Source organism: Bacteroides sp. 519, assembly GCF_010500955.1.
Lineage (GTDB): Bacteria > Bacteroidota > Bacteroidia > Bacteroidales > Bacteroidaceae > Bacteroides.
Genome location: NZ_QVMJ01000030.1, coordinates 1 through 21281 on the forward strand (window position 1 = coordinate 1; position 21281 = coordinate 21281).

At 39.0% G+C, this 21281-nt stretch carries 17 protein-coding genes; all 17 read left to right on the forward strand.

Going from position 1 to position 21281, the window contains the following annotated elements:
- Positions 1-183 precede the first annotated feature (183 nt).
- The 17 genes from atpF (at position 184) to D0T85_RS18730 (ending at position 21168) form a co-directional block, all read left to right on the forward strand.
- Positions 184-678: a F0F1 ATP synthase subunit B gene (atpF, locus tag D0T85_RS18650; protein WP_163215043.1), complete on the forward strand. Its 495-nt coding sequence runs from the start codon at positions 184-186 to the stop codon at positions 676-678.
- A gap of 134 nt (positions 679-812) precedes the next feature.
- A complete protein-coding gene (locus D0T85_RS18655) occupies positions 813-1373 on the forward strand; it encodes a F0F1 ATP synthase subunit delta (protein ID WP_163215044.1) in 561 nt (186 codons plus the stop codon).
- A gap of 122 nt (positions 1374-1495) precedes the next feature.
- Positions 1496-3088: a F0F1 ATP synthase subunit alpha gene (gene atpA, locus D0T85_RS18660; protein WP_163215045.1), complete on the forward strand. Its 1593-nt coding sequence runs from the start codon at positions 1496-1498 to the stop codon at positions 3086-3088.
- A 115-nt stretch (positions 3089-3203) separates the two neighbouring features.
- Positions 3204-4076 carry a F0F1 ATP synthase subunit gamma gene (locus tag D0T85_RS18665; RefSeq protein WP_163215046.1) on the forward strand — a complete coding sequence of 291 codons (873 nt, stop codon included), beginning with the start codon at positions 3204-3206 and terminating at the stop codon, positions 4074-4076.
- Positions 4077-4852: 776 nt separating this feature from the next.
- On the forward strand, positions 4853-5809 hold the full coding sequence (locus D0T85_RS18670) for a hypothetical protein (protein WP_163215047.1): 957 nt from the start codon (positions 4853-4855) through the stop codon (positions 5807-5809).
- Positions 5718-7166: a replicative DNA helicase gene (dnaB, locus tag D0T85_RS18675; RefSeq protein ID WP_239060766.1), complete on the forward strand. Its 1449-nt coding sequence runs from the start codon at positions 5718-5720 to the stop codon at positions 7164-7166. Before D0T85_RS18670 ends, dnaB begins: the two co-directional genes overlap by 92 nt.
- A 20-nt stretch (positions 7167-7186) precedes the next feature.
- Positions 7187-7609, forward strand: a complete 423-nt coding sequence (locus D0T85_RS18680; protein WP_163215048.1) for a hypothetical protein — start codon at positions 7187-7189, stop codon at positions 7607-7609.
- A 220-nt stretch (positions 7610-7829) separates the two neighbouring features.
- Positions 7830-8333, forward strand: coding sequence for an HU family DNA-binding protein (locus tag D0T85_RS18685; RefSeq protein ID WP_163215049.1), 504 nt, complete (start codon positions 7830-7832; stop codon positions 8331-8333).
- A gap of 73 nt (positions 8334-8406) precedes the next feature.
- Positions 8407-8508: a smalltalk protein gene (locus D0T85_RS18690; RefSeq protein ID WP_163215050.1), complete on the forward strand. Its 102-nt coding sequence runs from the start codon at positions 8407-8409 to the stop codon at positions 8506-8508.
- A 423-nt stretch (positions 8509-8931) separates the two neighbouring features.
- A complete protein-coding gene (locus D0T85_RS18695; protein WP_163215051.1) occupies positions 8932-11844 on the forward strand; it encodes a hypothetical protein in 2913 nt (970 codons plus the stop codon).
- Between the two features lie 14 nt (positions 11845-11858).
- Positions 11859-15239, forward strand: coding sequence for a DUF6443 domain-containing protein (locus D0T85_RS18700; protein ID WP_163215052.1), 3381 nt, complete (start codon positions 11859-11861; stop codon positions 15237-15239).
- A 25-nt stretch (positions 15240-15264) separates the two neighbouring features.
- Complete coding sequence (locus D0T85_RS18705; RefSeq protein WP_163215053.1) at positions 15265-15717, forward strand: hypothetical protein; 453 nt, start codon at positions 15265-15267, stop codon at positions 15715-15717.
- 266 nt (positions 15718-15983) lie between these two features.
- A complete protein-coding gene (locus tag D0T85_RS18710; RefSeq protein ID WP_163215054.1) occupies positions 15984-16451 on the forward strand; it encodes a hypothetical protein in 468 nt (155 codons plus the stop codon).
- A gap of 73 nt (positions 16452-16524) precedes the next feature.
- Entirely contained in the window at positions 16525-16923 is a 399-nt protein-coding gene (locus tag D0T85_RS18715) for a D-Ala-D-Ala carboxypeptidase family metallohydrolase (protein WP_163215055.1), read from the forward strand.
- Positions 16924-17259: 336 nt separating this feature from the next.
- A complete protein-coding gene (locus tag D0T85_RS18720) occupies positions 17260-19431 on the forward strand; it encodes an RHS repeat domain-containing protein (protein ID WP_370460010.1) in 2172 nt (723 codons plus the stop codon).
- A 262-nt stretch (positions 19432-19693) separates the two neighbouring features.
- A complete protein-coding gene (locus tag D0T85_RS18725; RefSeq protein WP_163215057.1) occupies positions 19694-20233 on the forward strand; it encodes a hypothetical protein in 540 nt (179 codons plus the stop codon).
- A gap of 518 nt (positions 20234-20751) precedes the next feature.
- Positions 20752-21168 carry a contact-dependent growth inhibition system immunity protein gene (locus tag D0T85_RS18730; RefSeq protein WP_163215058.1) on the forward strand — a complete coding sequence of 139 codons (417 nt, stop codon included), beginning with the start codon at positions 20752-20754 and terminating at the stop codon, positions 21166-21168.
- Positions 21169-21281: the final 113 nt, after the last annotated feature.

Below are 21281 nucleotides of genomic sequence, written 5' to 3' on the forward strand. Positions count from 1 at the left end.
TGATTTTATAACAGAATTTCAAAGATCGTTTTTTATTTTCAATTTCTTTATGTCAGTTGGCACAAAGAAAGGAGGAGGTGCCCGAAGGGCGGAGGAGGACATTAGTTATTTAAGCTTTGTCGCCTGTACTACTCATCACTCAAAACTCACTACTCATCACTTAAAAACTAAAAAACTAAAATTATGTCATTGCTAATACCCGATACAGGCTTATTGTTCTGGATGATTATTTCGTTTGGAGTAGTCTTCTTTCTGCTTGCTAAATTTGGTTTTCCTGTGATCACCAAAATGGTAGACAGTCGGAAAGAGTATATCGATCACTCACTTAAATTGGCAAAAGAGGCTAATGAACAACTTGCTAAACTGAAAAGTGAAGGCGAAACCATTATTGCCGAAGCCAATCAGGAGCAAAGAAAAATACTAAAAGAAGCAATGGAAGAGCGTGAGAAAATTATTATCGATGCCCGTAGAGAAGCCGAAACCATGACCCGGAAACAGCTGAACGAAGCAAAAAAGCAAATTCAGAATGAAAAGGATGATGCTGTGCGCGACTTACGTCGTCAGGTTGCTGTATTAGCTGTCGACATAGCCGAGAAGATTATCCGTAAAGAACTGAACAATGAAAAAGAACAGCTCGATATGGTTGAACGCATGGTAGATGAAGCAACGAAGAATTAGTTATGAGTTTTGAGTAATGAGTAATGAGTTTTGAGTTTACGATGCCGCATGGCCACTCACTACTCATAACTCACTACTCATAACTCAAAACTCACTACTCAAAACTCACTACTCAAAACTCAAAACTCAAAAAAATGGATATAGGAGTTATTTCAGTACGGTATGCAAGAGCGTTAATAGACTACGTTTGCGATGAAGGAGTAGAAGATACCCTTTATCAAGAATTTACACGCTTATCATGGAGCTTTTATAAATTTCCGGAATTAAGGTTTACACTTGATAATCCGATTCTTGACACAGAGTCTAAATTTAACCTGATTTGTATTGCTGCAAATGGTGAAGAAAAATCAAGTAGCGCATTTATGCGTTTTATTCATTTGGTGCTAAAACAACACCGTGAGTTTTATCTTCATTTCATAGTGTATGCCTTTCTTGAATTTTACCGGAAAAGAAAAAACATAGCCAGTGGCACCTTGATAACAGCTGTATCTATTGATGAAGAAACCCGTGAAAAGATACGTAAAACGGCAGGTGCCCAGGTGCATGCACACATGGAGCTAGACACCATAGTTGATCCAGCTATTGAAGGAGGCTTTATTTTCGATATCAATGGTTACAGACTGGATGCCAGTGTAGCCGGACAACTGAAAAAAGTAAAGCAACAGTTTATTGATAAGAATAAAAGAATCGTTTGAGTTATGAGTAGTGAGTAATGAGTTTTGAGTTATGAGTTATGAGTGGCCATGCGGCATCGTAAACTCATAACTCACTACTCATAACTCACTACTCACTACTCAAAACTCATAACTTAAATATTATGTCAAATCAAATAAGAGTAAGCGAAGTTTCAGATGTATTACGCATGCAACTTGCAGGCATTGATACACGTATTCAACTGGACGAGATAGGCTATGTGCTTCAGGTAAGCGACGGGGTTGCCCGTATCTACGGACTGAAGAATGCAGAAGCCAACGAACTTCTTGAGTTCGAAAATGGAATTAAAGCTATTGTGATGAATCTTGAAGAAGACAATGTAGGTGCTGTTCTTTTGGGTCCAACCGATAAAATAAAAGAAGGTTATACCGTGAAACGTACCAAACAAATTGCTTCTATCCATGTAGGCGAAGGTATGCTTGGCCGTGTAATCGACCCTCTGGGAGAAACATTAGACGGGAAAGGCGCTATAGGAGGCGAATTGTTTGCAATGCCTCTCGAACGGAAAGCCCCGGGAGTTATTTACCGTCAGCCTGTAAACGAACCGCTGCAAACAGGAATAAAAGCTATCGATGCCATGATTCCCATAGGGCGTGGGCAGCGCGAACTGATAATAGGCGACCGTCAAACAGGTAAAACGGCTGTTGCAATTGATACAATTATCAACCAACGGGCAAACTTTGAAGCAGGCAATCCGGTTTATTGTATTTATGTAGCTGTGGGGCAAAAGGCATCTACTGTAGCATCGTTGGTAAATACATTGCGCCAGAATGGTGCTATGGATTATACCATTGTTGTAGCTGCTACTGCCGGCGATCCGGCTGCTTTGCAGTATTATGCTCCTTTTGCCGGTGCAGCCATTGGTGAGTTTTTCCGTGATACGGGCCGCCATGCTTTAGTGGTGTACGATGATTTATCGAAACAGGCAGTTGCCTATCGCGAAGTTTCTCTGATCCTTCGGCGTCCATCTGGTCGCGAGGCTTATCCGGGAGATATCTTCTATCTTCATTCCCGGTTATTAGAACGTGCTGCAAAGATAATCAATCAACAGGAAGTTGCTGCTAACATGAACGATTTGCCTGATAGCCTGAAGGGAAAAGTAAAAGGTGGTGGTTCGCTAACCGCTTTGCCCATTATCGAAACACAGGCCGGAGACGTATCGGCATATATACCCACAAATGTAATATCAATTACTGACGGACAAATATTCTTGGACATTGATTTGTTCAATGAAGGTAACCGTCCGGCTATCAATGTAGGGATATCTGTATCTCGTGTAGGTGGTAATGCACAGTTAAAGGCAATGAAAACAGTTGCCGGTACACTGAAAATGGACCAGGCACAATACCGTGAACTGGAAGCTTTTTCTAAATTCAGTGGCGATATGGATGCAGTGTCGGCAATGGCTATCGATAAGGGCCAAAAGAATTCTAGTTTATTGGTACAGCCTCAATACTTGCCCATGCCTGTTGAGAAACAGATAGCAGTTTTATACTGTGGTACTCATGGCTTATTGAAAGATATACCATTGGAAAAAGTTCCGGAGTTCGAAAAAACATTCTTAAAAACACTCGAGTTAAACCACCAAACAGATGTTCTGGATGTTTTAAAAACTGGAGAGTTTAATAAAGAAATAGCTAAAGCAATTGAAAAAACAGCTGCAAAAACAGCTAAATTAGTAGTGAGTAATGAGTAGTGAGTAGTGAGTTTTGAGTTGCCATGCGGCATCGTAAAACTCATCACTCACCACTCATCACTCACCACTCATCACTCAAAACTCACCACTCAAAACTCAAAACTCAAAACTCAAAATGGCTTCATTAAAAGAAATAAAAACCAGAATTAATTCCGTAAAAAGTACTCGGAAAATTACTTCTGCAATGCGAATGGTAGCTTCAGCAAAGCTACACAGGGCGCAAAGGGCCATTGAAAACATGTTGCCCTATCAGCAGAAGATGGACACAATATTAACTCGCTTTCTGAGCAGTTATAATAGTGTTGTTCAATCTGTATATGTATCCGAAAGACCGGTTCAACGTGTAGCAATAGTTGCTTTTTCGTCGAACACCTCTCTGGCAGGTGGCTTCAATGCTAATGTGGTAAAATCTTTGTTGCAAACAGTAGAAGAATATAAACCGTTAGGCAAAGAAAATATTTTGATATATCCTGTTGGAAAGAAGATAGAAGAAGAAGTAAAAAAACAAGGATTTCAGCCCCAGGGAAGCTATCAGGAAATGGCCGATAAACCTTCGTATACAGCTGCCGCAAATTTAGCTAAAGAATTAATGAGCTTATTTAGCAGTGGTAAAGTTGATAAGGTAGAGTTTATTGTTTACCATTTTAAATCGGTAGGATCGCAAACATTAGCTAAGCACCAATACCTTCCAATCTTATTAAATAAGCCGGATAAGCAAATAAAAAAACAAACAACAATTAATTATGTTGTAGAACCATCTATACCAGCGTTTATTACCGATTTGCTACCTCAGGTTTTAGAACTTAATCTTTATACGGCTCTATTAGATTCTAATGCTTCGGAACATGCTGCCCGTGCCATGGCAATGCAAACTGCTACCGATAATGCAAACGAACTGATTGATGAATTGGCCCGTCAATATAATAAATCGCGTCAGCAGGCTATAACCAATGAACTGTTAGATATTGTTGGTGGTAGTATGAGGTGATACAACACCACACTGACCCCAGATTGCCCCCACATTGACCCAGGGCTGTTAAGTTCTAATATTTTAACCGCAGAGTACGCAGAGTTTCGTAGAGTTTTTAATTTCTATGCAGCATTGAATATTAAACTCTGCGAAACTCTGCGTACTCTGCGGTTAAAAAAAGAATAGTTAAATCAGAACTTAACAGCCCTGCCCACATTGACCCCAACAGGGCTTTACCTAGTTATATTCGGAGTATTTTTGCATTGTTTAGAATCCGCGTTCTACGGGCTGTAAGCCCAGTTTAATTCAGCCCCAGGCATCGCCGGCATCGCCCAATGTCATCAAGTTAAGGGATTCATTGTATGCTATCCGCATGGTGAATCCCTTGGGATTCAATTTGAATAACCCCCAGTGAAGGGCGAAGCCCGNGTTATAGGGATACGCATCCCCCCAGTCGGGCTTCGCCCTTCACTGGGGGTTATTCAAATTCAATCCCTTCGGGATTTCTTAACTTGATGACATTGGGCGTTGCCGGCATCGCCTGGGGCTGAACTAACCTGCCAATTCGTGGCGAACGAGCTCTCCCTCACCCTTTTACCTCACCTTACCTCCTTTACCTCACCTTTACCTCCTTTTACCTCCTCCCCTTTACCTCCTTCTTCCAACTTTGTGAGCACTGTTTGCAAACAGTGCTCACAAAGTTGTATAAATATATAGTTGTTTTTCAAAGTAAAATATATATTTACGACGAATAATAAAAAGCAACAATATTTATAATCTTAAACAACACTTTTATGAATTTGTATTCATTAACCGACAAAATGAGAAGGTGCCGTGCATATCATAATCTTAGCACCGCAGATCAACTTCTTTACTTCGAATTGGTTTATCTATGGACTCAGAAGAAAACCAAGGGCCCATTTCAATGTTTTAATATATCCCTGTATAAAACATTGGGCATAAGCGAACCCACCTTATGTAAATCAAGACAAGCGTTGTGCGATGCTGGACTTCTTTTCTACAAGTCGGGGAAAGACTTTCGTACCGCAGGTACTTATTCGTTTACTGAATTTTCTTCGGAAGAGTCTGAGTCGGTAGACACTAAACCTGAGTTGGTAGTTACTACTAAATCTGAGTCGGTAGACACTAAACCTGAGTTGGTAGTTACTACTAAACTTGAGTCGGTAGACACTAAACCTGAGTTGGTAGCTGCTACTAAATCTGAGTCGGTAGACACTAAACCAGATTTGGTAGTTACTACTAAATCTGAGTCGGTAGACACTAAATCTGAGTTGGTAGTTGAGCCCAAAACAGCGAATTTAGGCGATACTACTAAATTTGAGTCGGTAGCAGCTACCTACTCAGATTTAGACTATAATAGTAATATTATTATTAACTCTCCCCCTGACCCCCTCACGGGGGAAAAGAGTGTGAGCGTGAGTGTGAGTGGAATTGACGAGAAAAAACCAGCCGATAGTTTATACATCGAGTTCGATCAGGTTAAACCCCAACTACTGGCCGATGCCACGTGGAAAGAAATTACAGCTATGCGATCGGGCATGAGCATTGCATTTTTACGCATACTACCTCAACAAATAGACATCTTCCTGCAATACATTATTGCTGTAGGCGAAGAACATAGTATTAAAACACTTTCCGATGCCAAGAGACGTTTCTTTTGGTGGTGGAAAAATTATGGAAATCAAGAATATGAAAGACAAAAACCTCAAAGAAAAACCCACGTTTGGTAACGTTATCCCTCAGGCACTAGATGCCGAAAGAGCCGTAGTAGGAGCCGTAATTGCAGAGCGTAATGCACTTGATAAAGTGTTGTTTTTAACACCCGAAATGTTTTACGATCCTCCGTGTAGGCTGTTGTTCAAGGCCGTACTTTCGCTTCAGAAGAAAGACAATGTGGTCGATTATATCACCGTTAACCAGGAAATTGCATCCATGGGCCAAGCCGAAGAGGTACCGCTATGGTTTGTAAGCCAAATCATGACGCTTGTGGTGTCGAGTGCGCATATTGTTGAGCATGGACTTATTGTGAAACAAAAGTTTCTGCAACGCGAAATCATCCGGGTAGCCATGGAGCTGCAAAGCAGAGCTTACGACGATGCCAACGATGTGGGCGATGTGTTATTTGATGCCGGAAAAATGATTGAAGCATTAATGGAAACACTGGTAGGTAAGAACGAAGCTTCGTCGTACAGCGAAATCTCGAAGCTGTTTTACGACGATATTAACCTGCGGATAAAACGATTTAATAGCGGCGAACAAACCGGAGTTACAGCCGGATTAACAGAGCTCAACGATATGACATCGGGTTGGCAAGGATCCGAACTGATTATACTTGCTGCACGCCCTGCAATGGGAAAAACAGCTATGGCAATGCACTTTGCACAATCGGCCGCACAGGCAGGTAAACAGGTAGTGTTCTTCTCGCTCGAAATGCAAAAAGTACAACTATACCACCGTTCGGTACTATCGGTATGCGAAAATCTGGAGCCTAAAAATTTGAAAACGGGCGACTTGATAAACGATTTGGAAAACATTGATAAAGCTGTTTCCAAACTATACGAATTGCCCATATATGTGAACGATAATTCGAGCATAAACATGGGATACATACGTTCGGTTAGCCGACTGATGCACAAGAAAAAACAATGCGACCTGATTATCATTGATTACCTGCAACTAATCACTGCCGATAAAGATAAGTACAGCAACCGCGAACAAGATGTGGCAGCCATGAGCCGGCAAGCCAAGCTACTGGCCAAAGAACTGGATGTACCGGTAATACTACTATCGCAGCTTAACCGCGATGTGGAACGAAGAAGCGATAAACGTCCACAACTGAGCGACCTCAGAGAGTCGGGCGCTATTGAGCAGGATGCCGACATGGTGCTCTTTATTCACCGACCCGAATATTATGGCGAAACGGTGACCGACCGCAACGGAAACCCGGTAGAGCATGCCGGCGAACTGATTGTAGCCAAATATCGCAACGGATCGGTGGGGAAAGTAAGGTTCAAACACAACCAAACGTTAACCCGGATCTTTGATTATCAACAACCAAAAGAAATAGAACAACTAAGTATTTTCTAACTAAAATTATGCACTCGGTTATGCAAAACATTAAAAAAATAGAAGATTTAAAAGCTTACCACAATCAAAAGCAACAAATTGAAATGGCAGAAACCAAACTAGCTAAGGCGCTTTTAACCGACATGAACGATCTTAAATTGTTATACGATATTTTTATCTATGTTGAAGAAATGCCCACTGAAAGGCTCGACATTTACGAATACAAGAAAATGTTTATGGTTATAGCCTTTCTGTTTTTCGCCCCTCAGGTACTGGCGGGCCAAAAGATTCCATACGGAATGAGAGGACCATTAAAAAATGTTCTGGAGGTTTGTGATGGCTTTGTTTCGAGAAGCAAAAAAGATAAAATATTTCTGTATAGCGAAAATGAAAGATTCAGGGAAACAATTGATGCTATTTACGACAAAATGTATGTGTTGCTACAAGCCCAAGGGAAACTATAGATTCTTTGTTGGAAAACCCTAAACTTTCTTGCAGAATATCTTAGACTTTTGCAAAGAAAAAACCATAATTTAATTTACGTTTTTTGTTACTTAAAACTTTGTGAGCACTGTTTGCAAACAGTGCTCACGAAACGTTCAAATTATGCTGTAGACGGGCTAATGTTGTGTACCTTTACAGTGTTGCAGCAACAAAGTATTAATTATTAAAAAACGAAAAATTATGCCATTACTTTACAGACCGATTCAAAATAGCATTGAATCACAAGATGGAAAAAAGAAGTGGAGACCTACGCTTGTTAAGTTTAACAAGGTAATTACCACACAGAAAATAGCTCAGGAAATAGCCGATCTTTCGGCTCAATCGCCGGGCGATGTATATAACTTGCTTCAAAACCTGGCAACGGTTATGAAACGCTACTTACTGAACAGCTTTTCGGTAAATCTGGAAGGATTGGGAACGTTTACTATAATTGCCAAAAGCAACGGAAACGGGGTAGACACGGCAGAAGAAGTGAAGCCCACCCAAATTAAAAATCTGCGGGTACAGTTTACACCTACCCGAACGCGAAGTGCCAACGGTACCATGACACGCAGCATGACGGATGGGGTTACTTTCGAATTGTATGGTAGCCAATTGAAATCGGGCATTGCACTACCCGACGGTAGCGGGGGCAATGACGACGGTGATGACAGCGGAGGCGGCTGGGTAGATCCAACAGCTTGAGCGGCAACGTGCCGCAGCGAGGTTTCAATGCTGATTCCTTTTAGTAACTAACAAACTTAAAAACTCAAACATTATGAAATCAAATAGTAAAACTTGGGATGTAATCCTGAAAGTGATAATTGCAGCAGTAAGTGCACTGGCTGGAGCTCTTGGAGCACATGCAATGACGCTTTAAATTGAAAATGGAGAATTTTTAGACACGGATTGCGCGGATTACGCGGATTTAAAACACGGATTTAAAATTCGTGCCATCCGCGTTACTGTGTCTAACCTGCATTATTCATATTTGGTTCAAATCAGATAGGAAAGGAGGTAAAGTGAGGTAGAGGAGGTAAAGTAGTTGAGAGTGGGATGCCGCATGGAATTCCTCTCCCTAGAGGGGAGAGGTGCCCTTTAGGGCGGAGAGGGGGGACTCAAAGGTTGCGCAACCGATTTTCCATGCGGTATGTTTTCACTCCCCGCCCCGGCCTAAAGGCCACCCCGCCCCTCAAGGGCGGGGAATCCATGCGGCATCGCCTTCTTTACCTCACTTTTAGTTCATTTCAACCTCTAACTGAACCAAACAAGTATGAATAATAATTCAAAACAAAATAAAATTATGAAAACAAATAAAAGAACAATTATAGTATTGCTAACCCTTTTGCTTACTGGGTTGATACCAACTAACGCACAAGAACCACGAAGCTCGGATTTGCCTCAAATAATCCCTCCATCGCCCGAGGCAAGAGCGCTATTTAAGTATGTGGATCATCCGGTAAATTATGCTACCGGCATACCCGATATTACAATTCCGATCCATACCATCGAAGCCGGACCTATTACGCTACCCATTAGTATAAGCTACCATTCGGGAGGAAGGAAGATAGACGATGTTACCGGAGCTATTGGTCTAGGATGGACACTGAACATTGGCGGAATGGTGTCGCGTACCATCTTCGGACACGATGATCTGGAATATCCCGTTCCGGCAAACCTTAAATCAGCATCGGACATCCGAAGCATGGAATATACCGCCCGGCTGGGTTACGAAGAACAAGAAGGGTACAGTCAGGCATATAAATACCTGGCAGGTATATATTACAAGTTCTCACAAGGCCCCAGTGGATATTATGGACAAAGCATGGATGGAGAATACGATGTTTTTTCTTTCTGTACCACTAACAGTTCCGGAAAGTTTGTATTAGATCATAACAAATATCCAAAACTGATAACTAAAACACCAGTAAAAATAGATTTCACGGGTAGCACCGCTGTAGTAACCGAGCCATCGGGAGTGAAGTATAGTTTCCTATCACAAGATTATCCGCGAACAGATTACCACTTAACTAAAATATCGAGCCCAGACGGAAAGCATACCATTAACTTTTCGTATCAAGGCGGTCGTCTGGAAACTACCAGTGGAGGGTACGAAGCCAAAAGCTCGCTCGTTACCATGGAGGTAACCGATTATGCTTATAAAGTTCCTAATAGCGGCGGTGTATTAACCAGTCCGGGACGGACTTCTTATGTCACTTCAACACCAGAAAAAAGTTATGGATGCCAACGAGTATCCGAAATCGACTTCGGGCACGGTAAAATTGTATTTACTATGGAAACTACCGGAGGTAAAATTAAAGAAATTAAAGTAATAAACGCACAGGGAGCAGTTGTTAAAACCATACAACTATCGCATTCTTTTCTGGATAAGGTTGCCTATACTAATTATAAACTAGACAAACTTACAATAACAAACGGTAGTTTGAAAGCAGAGGAATATGTTTTTGATTATTATCCATCTTCGAACGCACACATCACCTGTTACGATTTCTGGGGATATAAAAATGGGCATACTTACATCTCGGGCGACCGTATGTTTCCGCGATTCCAGATTGAATGTATGGGTGGAGGGTATAACACAACACCTGTATGGGTGGGCTATGGCAATACATATCGCCAGCCGTCAGAAGCAATTATGAAAGAAGGAATGCTGTATAAAATAACGTATCCTACGGGAGGAAACACACAATATGAATATGAAAAAAATGCTGGTAACTGTGGAGGCTTGCATGTAAAGAAAATAACAACCAATGATGGCAGTGGCAATTTAATAACCAAAAGCTATGAATATTCGGCAGGGAGAATTCCTGTTTATCAGGCTATAGAATATTCGGCCGATGAGCAAATAAATCTGGTTTATACAGGTGATATGAGTCGGTACGACTCCGGTAGTTTTAGTAAATTTACCCGTGTAAGACGATTTACCAGCTCGCCTCAGGCCGATATGGGGTATGCAGCCAGTGCACCTGTGTTTTTTGGTACAGTAACCGAGGTATTAGGAAATGGCACAAACATAATAGGAAAAACAACCTATAAATACACAGATCCATATAATTCGATTGGAGTGAGAATGCCTCCTTATCCAAACTCAAACACCACTAGCAAACAGGTAGATTATATGATACCCATGCCTACAGATAATCTTCGGCGAAGCAAATACATTTCTATGGAATCATATTTATGGCTCAATGGAAATCTTGAAGAGAAAAGCGATTATAAGTATAATTCATCAACCCAAAAATATGAATTGGCAAAAACCGTAAAATATGAATACGACCGGGTTGAAAGCGAAACTTTACGAGGCTTAAAAGTATGGAAGTATTTAAACTTTCCCAATTGGCAAAACGAAAAAACAGGAGCTATACGCGAAGGCTGGTCAGTGTTTCTGTACGACGATTATCAGATTTCCTGCGGGATAGAATTGTTAAAGTCTACAACCGAAGTAGAATATCGTGATAATACAGCCATCACAACCAAGCAAGAATATACTTACAACACAAAGAATCTGCAAAAAACTGTAACTACAGTCAATAGTAACAATACAAGCACCATACAGGAAACAAAATATCCTTTTGATGATGAATACAAAAATAGCGATCCGTATAAAAAAATGCTCACACTGAACATGATGAATTTTCCTGTAAAAACAACTACTACTACCGGTGCCGCAACCGAAAGCACCACAACAACTTATAAAGAGTGGGCAAGCAATCAGGTTATGCCCGAATTTATTAAAGTTAAAACAGGAACCACCGAAGATACTCGTATAAAATACCATAACTACGACACTTATGGTAACCCGGTTTATATAACAAAAGACGATGATACCAAAGTAGTGTACCTGTGGTCGTACAAAGGAAAATACCCGATTGCCGAAATCACTAATGCCACGTTTACAAATGTAGAAGCAGCTGTTAAGTCGGTGTTCGCAGTCACAAATATCGATGCTTTGGCACAACAGCTTACTCCAAACGAAACCAAACTAAAAGATGGTAGTTTGCAAAAAGCATTACCAGGTGCATTGGTTACTACGTATACATATAAGCCGCTGGTTGGCATGCTATCGGTTACTAATCCGCAAGGAATTAGCACTTATTTTCAATACGATGGGTTCAGCAGGCTGGAACAAATATATCAGATGAATGGAAGTTCGAAAGAAATTCTGGAATCCTATCAATACAATTATAAACGGTAAAAGTTTAATAAATTATGAAACGAAAAATATTATTCATAGTACTAACCTGTTTAACTTTTGCTAATGTAAAAGGGCAGAGTAATTACAATTATGTAAAAACCGTAACTCCAACCACCGCCACAAATAATACAAGTGGATTTACTGTTGATAACAGTATTACTACCTATCAATATCTGGATGGCTTAGGCCGTAAACAACAAACAGTTCAGGTTGGAGCAAGTGCCGGTAAAACCGATTTGGTAGCTTATCAGGAATATGATATATACGGACGCGAATCTAAAGCATGGCTACCAGTAGCAGCAACAGGTAGTAATGGACAGCCATTAACGTTGACAACCGTACAATCACTGTCTTCATCACTTTATGCCGATAGCAAAGCTTATTCACTACCTGTTTACGAAGCTTCGCCCCTAAACCGTGTGTTGGAACAATATGGGCCGGGAGCCGATTGGTACACTCAGGGAAGAAAAGTAAAAACCGAATATCTGGTAAACAACACTTCGTATCCTTGCCGTTGGTACCGCACTACCGATAGTCGCAGTGATGCCCCACAAGTAAGTATCGCTAGCGGAAACCTAAACTATACTGCAGGTCAGTTGTTTGTTACCCGCATAACCGACGAAGATAACAATGTATCTTATGAGTTCAAGGACAAACAAGGAAAACTATTGCTTACCCGGCAAATGGCAGGAACTGTTTCGTACGATACTTACTATGTGTACGATAGTTATGGAAACCTTCGCGTTGTGCTTCCACCCTTGGCTGCCGATGCGCTTACGGCTGCAGGTACATGGAAAGAGAGTGCCGACGCTACAGATATTCTTTCGCGTTATGCTTATTTATATAAATACGATAGTCGGAATCGTATGATTGCTAAAAAACTACCTGGAGATAAAGTAGAGTGGACCTATTATGTTTACGATGATGCGGATCGTTTAATCTTTACTCAGGATGGTGAAAACCGCACAAATAGTAAATGGTTGTTCTGCATTCCCGATGAACTGGGACGTACTGTGCTTACAGGAACCTGTACCAATTCTATGACTTATACGGCCAATCCACTTGCCGGCAAGGTGGCAAAAGCAACCCGTAATAACACAACCAACGCATATAAGGGATATACATTAACGGGAGTATCATTGAGTAGTGCCGAAATACTTTCGGTAAACTATTACGATGATTACAATTTTATGGGTAAAAATGGTATTAAAGCTTCAACTGATGCTAACTTTAAGTATGAAACAGTTAGTGGCTATGGTACCCAATATATCACCAGCAGTAAAGGGTTACTTACCGGAACCATGAGTGCACAAATAAACCAGAGCACAGTTTCTACTTCTTTCCTTTATTCGGTAATGTATTACGATAACCGGGGGAGAATGATTCAAATGAAATCGAACAATCAGCTGGGCGGTGTTGATAAAGAATATATTGGGTATAACTTCAGCGGACAGCCCATTAAACGAAAACTGGTACACTCGGCTACAGGAAAAACCGCTCAAACCCAGCTTTACGAGTATAACTACGATCATGCCGGACGGTTGTTGAACACAAAACATGGATTGAATACCTCCACAGCAGGAACCGTAATTGCCTTGAATACATATGATAACCTGGGAAGGCTGAAAACACAGAAGAAAGGTTCGCTTCCGGCAACTACATATGGGTACAATGTTCGTTCGTGGATGAAGTCGATAACCAATTCAACGCTGTTCAGTCAAACATTGTATTACAATGACGCGTACGCTAGTAACACCAAGTGTTACAGTGGTAATGTGTCGGCCATGAGCTGGAAGGTTGGTAGTGAAACTCTGCGTGGCTATCGGTTTGGGTATGACGCCCTTTCGCGAATAACAAAAGCAGAATATCTGCTAAACGGTGCTGTTAACAATAACTATAAAGTACCATCGGTTATTTACGATAAGCATGGCAATATCACCGATTTGGAACGTTGGGGTAAAACAGCTTCGGGTTACGGAGTGGTAGATAAACTAAAACTGACGTATACTGGCAATCAATTAACCAAAGTGGTAGATAGCGCTGTAAAAACTCCTGCTGTGACTTCAGGTTTGAACGATTTTTATGATAAGGATAACGCAACCGACTATACGTATAATAAAAATGGTGCTTTAGCTAAAGATTTAAACAAAGGCATTAGTAATATTACGTATAATTGTTTAAATTTACCGAGTCAACTTACCGTTAACGGTGTAAGTAACAAATATACTTATGCTGCTGATGGCCGTAAGTTGAAGTTGCATTATGGTACAGGTAATGATAGCATCAACTATGCCCGTGGTATCATTTACGAAAAGGGTTCTTTGAAACATATTCTGATCGATGGCGGTTATATTGAGGGTACTACTTATAATTATTACCTGAATGATCATCTGGGGAATAACCGGGTAGTAGCCACGGGTACCGGTACGATTGTACAAAAGAATCATTTCTATCCGTTTGGGATGACGTTTGGTGAGACTCCGAATGCAGAACAGGATAAGCAACGGTTTAAGTATAATGGTAAGGAACTGGATAGGAAGAATGGGCTGAATTGGTTGGATTATTCGGCCAGGCAGATGGAGCCGGGGATTGGGAGGTTTACGATGATGGATCCGCATGCTGAGAAGTATTATAGTTGGAGTCCGTATCATTATGCAGGGAATAATCCGATGAGGATTACGGATCCAACGGGGATGGACTGGTATGTTAATTCAAGTGGTGATTATAGATGGCAGGAAGGTAGTGAGGAGATAGAGGGGTATACGAATATTGGTGCTAACTATACCGTACAAACAGGAAAGAACTCATATCTGGCTTATTATCAAAATGCAGCAATACAAACGAATCGTGAAGTTAAGGCGTTTGATTTAATTAGTCAACACGCTGTTTTGCAGAATAAATTCCTAGGGAAGAATAGTTATTTATCAGAGGATTCGAAATCACAGTTGTTTAATGCATTGGTGAGTAATAGGATTGATGCTCTTGCAAGACCGATAGGAATAGCTGCTACAACACAGTTGGCAGGTGGCCTACTGGGGAAAGGAATAGCGTGGGGGATAGGGAAAGTGTTTGGTCACGTTATGAAAGGTTATGGAAGAGTTTTTTGGTCGGGAGAAGGTGGGTTAGAGGCGGCTATGAATTACGCCCAATCTGTAGGAGGAACTACTTTGGAAATGACCCGTGCTGCTCAAAATCTTGAAAAATTAATAGCACTGAAGAATATTCCATGGTCTGAAGCTAGGTTGATGTGGGCACGTCTATCTGCTGTTTATGCTAAAGGAGCAAAAGGGACTGTGCATTTTTTTTCTGGAAAAACAGTAAATCCCGGAAGTATTTGGAATACTGTTGAAAAGCCAATTCTAATAGAGAAAAATATTAAAATAATTACTCATTAATATAAATAAAATGTTACTAAGCATCATGGATTTATCGATAGATATTACCAAAGAAGGTAATAATGTACGAGTAAAGTCAAAATATCACAATGTTTTATTTGTTAATCAAAATGTCAATAAAATCATTGAATTAATAAATAATAATTTCTTAATAGTGAAAAAACATTATTTAATTATTGCTAATAATTCAATTGAAAAAATACCATTAGAAGATATCTACATTATAAGTTTATCAATTGTATTGAGTTATCTATACATCAATAATATGTGGAATCAAGAACATAAAAAACACGTGCAAAAAGTATTGATATTTGATAGAGAATGTTTCACAAATAGCGCTGTAGTTGATATTGTATTCAATTTTTTTCAGAATAAATATTCAACAAATTGGTTAGAGAAAAGTTCTATCATGATGGGATTATCTGTTGATGAAGCACAATCTCTTTATGAGTCAAGAAAAGATTATTACAACAAATAGAGATTAACAAAAATGGATATTTAACATCCCAACAAAGAAACGGTTGGGATGTTTTTAAACATTTAATTAAGTAATGAATATGCACGACATAATAACAGCAATCAATAATTTCGAATCCTGCAATAAACTAACCGAAACAACCAACTGGCCCAAACTTATAAAAGCCCTATTCACCTCAAGGAACAGAATTCTGCATAATGAACAAATTTCCCAGCCTTGAATAGTTTCGATCATCAAAAGCGATGATGAATTAAATTTTACTTAAAATGGAAATAAATTACAGTAAAGAAATAAATAAGAAAATAGACTTGATAAATAGTATATTTGATGAACTTAGTGTTCCTCATTTACTTGAAAATCCTGATTTTTCAGTATACTATATGTCTTCGGAAACTTGGCTTAGTGTAAGTTTAGAGCACAAAAAGGACAATAGAATTCCTTTATGGATTACAATTACAAAAAATACTATAGAGATTAGATTGGACAGAATCAGTGAAGCTATAACTTTGTCTGATAATTTTTTAAAAACATCTCCAGCAAACGCGAGATTAAAATTGATAAATGTATTTACAAGTTATATACTTGTGGAATATTATGGTTCATTTCGAACCCAAATGAGGTTATTTAATCCCGAAGGAGAATGTACTAATATATTTAATTATTATCAAGGTATCTCTTTTTGGGGTAAACGAAAATCCAAACTTTATTCTCCTATTTATTCATTAATAGAATGATTAAGAGGACTATTTAGCATTCTGATAGATTTGTTATCTGTCAGGATGCTTTTCACAATTAACTAATCACCCAATGAAATACTTCACCCTCCCGGAACTCTGTCGCAGTGCTACAGCCCGGAAATATAAAATAAACAACGAATGTTCTCTCGACCACATTCAAAAGCTAACCAGTTTAGTAACCAATGTACTTGATCCGCTTCGCGAAGCTTGGGGTAAACCCATATTCGTAAACAGTGGATATCGGTCGGCTGCATTAAACAGGAAATTGAAAGGAGCACCAAACTCGCAGCACTTAACTGGCGAAGCAGCCGATATTACTACCGGAAGCATTGCAGGTAATAAACAACTGTTTGAACTGGTGCAATCATTGAATCTTCCGTTTGATCAGTTGATTGATGAGAAAGGATTCAGGTGGGTGCATGTTAGTTATCGGGAAAAGGGGAATAGAGGGCAGGTGTTCCTTGTATAGATGGAAGGGTAGATGTTGGTGCAGTAGACGAACTTAAAGTTATTGCAAGGCATATTTGCAGTGTAGCTAAAGAACTGGATATCAATTGCCGTCTGCTTTAGCTGACGGTTTAAAGGTTAATCACAACTTGGGGCTTTAGCCAAAACGATATCAGTTTTGGCTAAAGCCTGAAATAGGAAGTTCTTTCTAACCGTCAGCTAAAGCAGACGGCAATTGATAAACAAGCAACAAAGGAAATGGTAATATTACGTATAATTATTAAAATTACCGGGTCAACTAACCATTAATGGTGTAAGTAACAAATATACTTATGCTGCTGATGGGCGTAAGTTGAAGGTGCATTATGGTACAGGTAACGGTGAACAGGCTGCTAAAACTACCAAGGAGTGGACGTTTTATCTGTACGATGCTTTCGACCGTCAGGTGCTTCAGGGAACATGTACCAACACCAATACAGCTAGTGTGGCCAGTACGGTAGTAACAACAAGTTTTGCAGCCACCAATACAGGTATCGGGAGTAGCGGATATACAAGTAGCTTTACAATTACATTGCCCACGGTACATCAGGTAAATTACTACGATGATTATCGTTTCCGCAGCTTAACTGGGTTTAATAATAATACATACTTTCCTGCGGGAATGATTTCGGCCAAAGGTTTACAAACAGGCAGTGTAACCACAGTGTTAGATAGTTCGACCAAACTCTACTCGGCCAATTACTATGATACCAAGGGGCGTGTTATATGCGCCGTTTCGAGCAATCATTTGGGTGGGTACGATAAAATTACGACTAGTTACACGTTTACCGGGAAACCTAAAATGGTGAATCATGAACATACAGCCAGTGGTAAAACAACACAAATACAGGTATACAACTACACGTACGATCATTCCGAGCGGTTAAAAACCTTAATCCACAGGTTAAACAGCGGTAATGTAACCACACTGGTTAATAATACGTATGATAATCTGGGACGTTTGCAAAAGAACAGCCGTAATGGAGTAGCCAACCTGGCCGATAGTTATACATACAATGTACGTTCGTGGATTACCAAGATAGCGGGTACACAGTTTACAGAGAACCTAACATACAAACACGCTGGCAATGTAGCTACCATGCAATGGCTTACCAACGGGCAAACCCGCAACTACACGTATACATACGATCCGCTATCGCGACTAACAGCTGCTGCCTACACTGGCCCTACTGCCGAGAAGTATCAAACAGTTTATACATACGATAAACATGGCAATATTAAAACCTTGCAGCGATATGGAAAAACAACAGCTAGTGCTTACGGATTGGTAGATAATCTTACAATGACCTATGCCGGTAATCAATTAACCAACGTGGCCGATGCCGGAACAACGGTTACGTTGGCCGAGAGTAACGACTTTAAGAAGGGCTCTACAGCCAATCCAGGATATGCTTACAATAAAAATGGATCAATGATTAAAGATTTAAATAAAAAGATATCCAGTATTTCATATAATTCTTTAAATTTGCCAAAGTCGCTCGTAATTAATGGAGTAACGCATACATATACGTATGCTGCCGATGGTAGAAAGTTGCGTGTAGTGCAAGGCAACACCAATCGTGATTATGCCGGAAACATTATTTACGAGAATGGTTCTTTGAAACGTATTCTGGTTGATGGTGGATACATTGAAGGTTCTACGTACTATTTTTACCTGAACGATCATTTGGGGAATACTCGTGCAGTGGCCAATGCCAGTGGTACAGCTATTCAAAGAGATCATTACTATCCGTTTGGACTTCCAATGGCGATAACTACTTCTGCGGAGCAGGATAAACAGCCATATAAGTATAATGGGAAGGAGTTTGAACGTAAGGATGGGCTGAACTGGTATGATTATTCGGCTAGGCAGATGGATCCGAGTGTGGGAAGGTTTACGACGATGGATCCGATGGCTGAGAAGTATTATTCGGTGAGTCCGTATGCGTATTGTAATAATAATCCGATGAGGTTTGTGGATCCGGATGGAAGAGAGCATGGAGAACCTGATAGAACCAGTATATGGACTTGGTTAAAGAGTATATTTACTCCCCAAATAGATACGAGGGATAGGACGAAAGAAGAAAAAGAACAGGAACGGGTTGCAGAAATGCAAAAGCAAAAGGAAGCAGAACTTCTTAATAAAGATGTGGATAATTTAAGCAGTAAAGCTATTAGTGGTGGTTTAATGCTTACTAGCTTTGTTTTAGGAGATGATGTTACAGGAATAGGAACTGTTGATGATGTATTGATTCCGGCAATATGGGCGACAGTTGGGATGGCGATTCTGTATGAGGAAGTTGTAAGTTCGGATAAAGTAAAGGACAATAAAGATGAATTTGCACATAAAAAGAAAAAACAAAGTACTGGAAAATCAAAATCAGATAGACATGATGCGCAATACACACATGGTGGTAAAAAAAGGCCAGAGAATCCAAATAAAAGACGTGGGGCTGATGAACGGCGGAATAATGGAAAAAATATTAATTAATGCGAATCAGTAGTTGAATTCTGATTCTTTATTTAAAAAATTAGATAAATAAATGCGATGGCAATTTTCCCCATCGTATGTATATATTTTTATAAGTTTTAATTCTTTCTCCTTGGGAATCATAATTAGAAAAATGAGTGGTTTTATTCTTCTAATATACTGATTTTCAAGGAGATATGGAAGTGTTTCAATGAGATAATTAACTGAATAACAACATTTTAACTAACTGAATCAGGACGATTCGCATAATTAAAATATGAATATGAAGAATTTAATTAAAGAAATAGCAAAAGAAAATACATTAATCGGTATTAGAACTTGTAAGGAAGACTGGGATGAAACCGTCATAGGGTTTGTTGTAGAGACTAATGAAAATTCTTTTTCTTTGAATGAAATAGATGAATTTGGTTTTTTGATTGGAACTACGGAGTTTGCTTTTTCAGATATTATTCATGTTGAATTTAACGATCAATATCAGAATAATTTATCCTATATATATAAAAAATCGCAGTTTGATCCAAATCAAAGAAAAACAATTTGGAAAAAGGGAAAAGAATTACTTTCTCAAATTGATCTATTGATAAAGGAAAAAAAAATAACTACTCTTTTCTTTGAGGAGGATATATATAAAATAGGAATCATTATTAAATATGAAAACTCCTATCTAATGATTAAAAATATCACATCAGAAGGAGAAGAAGATGGATTTTCTTTTTTTTCAGTTAATGACTTAATCGGTTTAAGATATTCTGGATTGAATGAACAGAAAATAGAATTGTTGTATAATAGAAAACTGTTATAAACAATAAAAAGGAGAGAGGCGCCTAAAAACTCATAAAGGTAATTATCCCTTGGCATTAGCAATAAATGGCGATCATGAGGAAATTGCAAAATATTATTTAGGAAAATGTTTAAATAAGTATTTCTTATACTAACGTCCTGATAAGATTCGTTTTTTACCAGGATGTTTCATTGTTGAATTCAAAACCTCCAATCAGAAAGGAGTTTATAATATTTTACTAATCACCCAATGAAATACTTCACCCTTCCGGAACTCTGTCGCAGTGCTACAGCCCGGAAATATAAAATAAACAACGAATGTTCTCGACCACATTCAAAAGCTAACCAGTTTAGTAACCAATGTACTCTCCTAAGGAGCAAAGCTCCTGATAACTCCCTTTAACTCCTTCCATTCTTGAATATGAATAATTCAGGTTAAAAGCAGCAAAGAGTTTGAGTTTGAGGCATCAAATACAAAACCAAAAAGATCAAATTCAAAGTATTCTAAATAACGCTAGACAAGCATATAATAATTAGTAAATGGATATGATATCAAATAAGACTCTTAAAGAGTTAGAAAAAAAAAGTATAGAGTTTCCAGAAGACTCATCTTATTTAGTAAGAAAAGTTTTTGAATTGTATAATAAAAAAATCAAGGAATTTGAGGTTGAAGATTTAAGAATAATGATAAGCCAAGGATTTGGATTAGATTACCTAATACCAATTGCAATAAATAAATTAAAAGAAAATTTATTTATTGAAGGAGATTTCTACCCGGGTGACTTGTTGGAAAGTATTTTGTCTATAAAGAAAGAATATTGGGATGCAAATCAAAGTTATAAAATAGTAGTGATAGATTTGTTGATAAATAATATACAGAAACTTGATGAGGTTGAAATAAGCGATAAAGTAAAAGAAGATTTACGGGCAAAAATTGAATCTTTGATATCGATTTGACTTATTATTAATCCATATTAAACGTATGAAAAAAGGTAATTTGATATGTCTATTTTTTATTATACTAATAATAGGTTGTAATAATCAAAAAAAGAATCAGGAAGTGGATCTGG

Bases quoted from the DNA above. Each gene is read 5' to 3' on its own strand.
- atpF (WP_163215043.1), top strand. From the start codon at position 184: ATGTCATTGCTAATACCCGATACAGGCTTATTGTTCTGGATGATTATT.
- D0T85_RS18655 (WP_163215044.1), top strand. From the start codon at position 813: ATGGATATAGGAGTTATTTCAGTACGGTATGCAAGAGCGTTAATAGAC.
- atpA (WP_163215045.1), top strand. From the start codon at position 1,496: ATGTCAAATCAAATAAGAGTAAGCGAAGTTTCAGATGTATTACGCATG.
- D0T85_RS18665 (WP_163215046.1), top strand. From the start codon at position 3,204: ATGGCTTCATTAAAAGAAATAAAAACCAGAATTAATTCCGTAAAAAGT.
- D0T85_RS18670 (WP_163215047.1), top strand. From the start codon at position 4,853: ATGAATTTGTATTCATTAACCGACAAAATGAGAAGGTGCCGTGCATAT.
- dnaB (WP_239060766.1), top strand. From the start codon at position 5,718: ATGCCAAGAGACGTTTCTTTTGGTGGTGGAAAAATTATGGAAATCAAG.
- D0T85_RS18680 (WP_163215048.1), top strand. From the start codon at position 7,187: ATGCAAAACATTAAAAAAATAGAAGATTTAAAAGCTTACCACAATCAA.
- D0T85_RS18685 (WP_163215049.1), top strand. From the start codon at position 7,830: ATGCCATTACTTTACAGACCGATTCAAAATAGCATTGAATCACAAGAT.
- D0T85_RS18690 (WP_163215050.1), top strand. From the start codon at position 8,407: ATGAAATCAAATAGTAAAACTTGGGATGTAATCCTGAAAGTGATAATT.
- D0T85_RS18695 (WP_163215051.1), top strand. From the start codon at position 8,932: ATGAAAACAAATAAAAGAACAATTATAGTATTGCTAACCCTTTTGCTT.
- D0T85_RS18700 (WP_163215052.1), top strand. From the start codon at position 11,859: ATGAAACGAAAAATATTATTCATAGTACTAACCTGTTTAACTTTTGCT.
- D0T85_RS18705 (WP_163215053.1), top strand. From the start codon at position 15,265: ATGGATTTATCGATAGATATTACCAAAGAAGGTAATAATGTACGAGTA.
- D0T85_RS18710 (WP_163215054.1), top strand. From the start codon at position 15,984: ATGGAAATAAATTACAGTAAAGAAATAAATAAGAAAATAGACTTGATA.
- D0T85_RS18715 (WP_163215055.1), top strand. From the start codon at position 16,525: ATGAAATACTTCACCCTCCCGGAACTCTGTCGCAGTGCTACAGCCCGG.
- D0T85_RS18725 (WP_163215057.1), top strand. From the start codon at position 19,694: ATGAAGAATTTAATTAAAGAAATAGCAAAAGAAAATACATTAATCGGT.
- D0T85_RS18730 (WP_163215058.1), top strand. From the start codon at position 20,752: ATGGATATGATATCAAATAAGACTCTTAAAGAGTTAGAAAAAAAAAGT.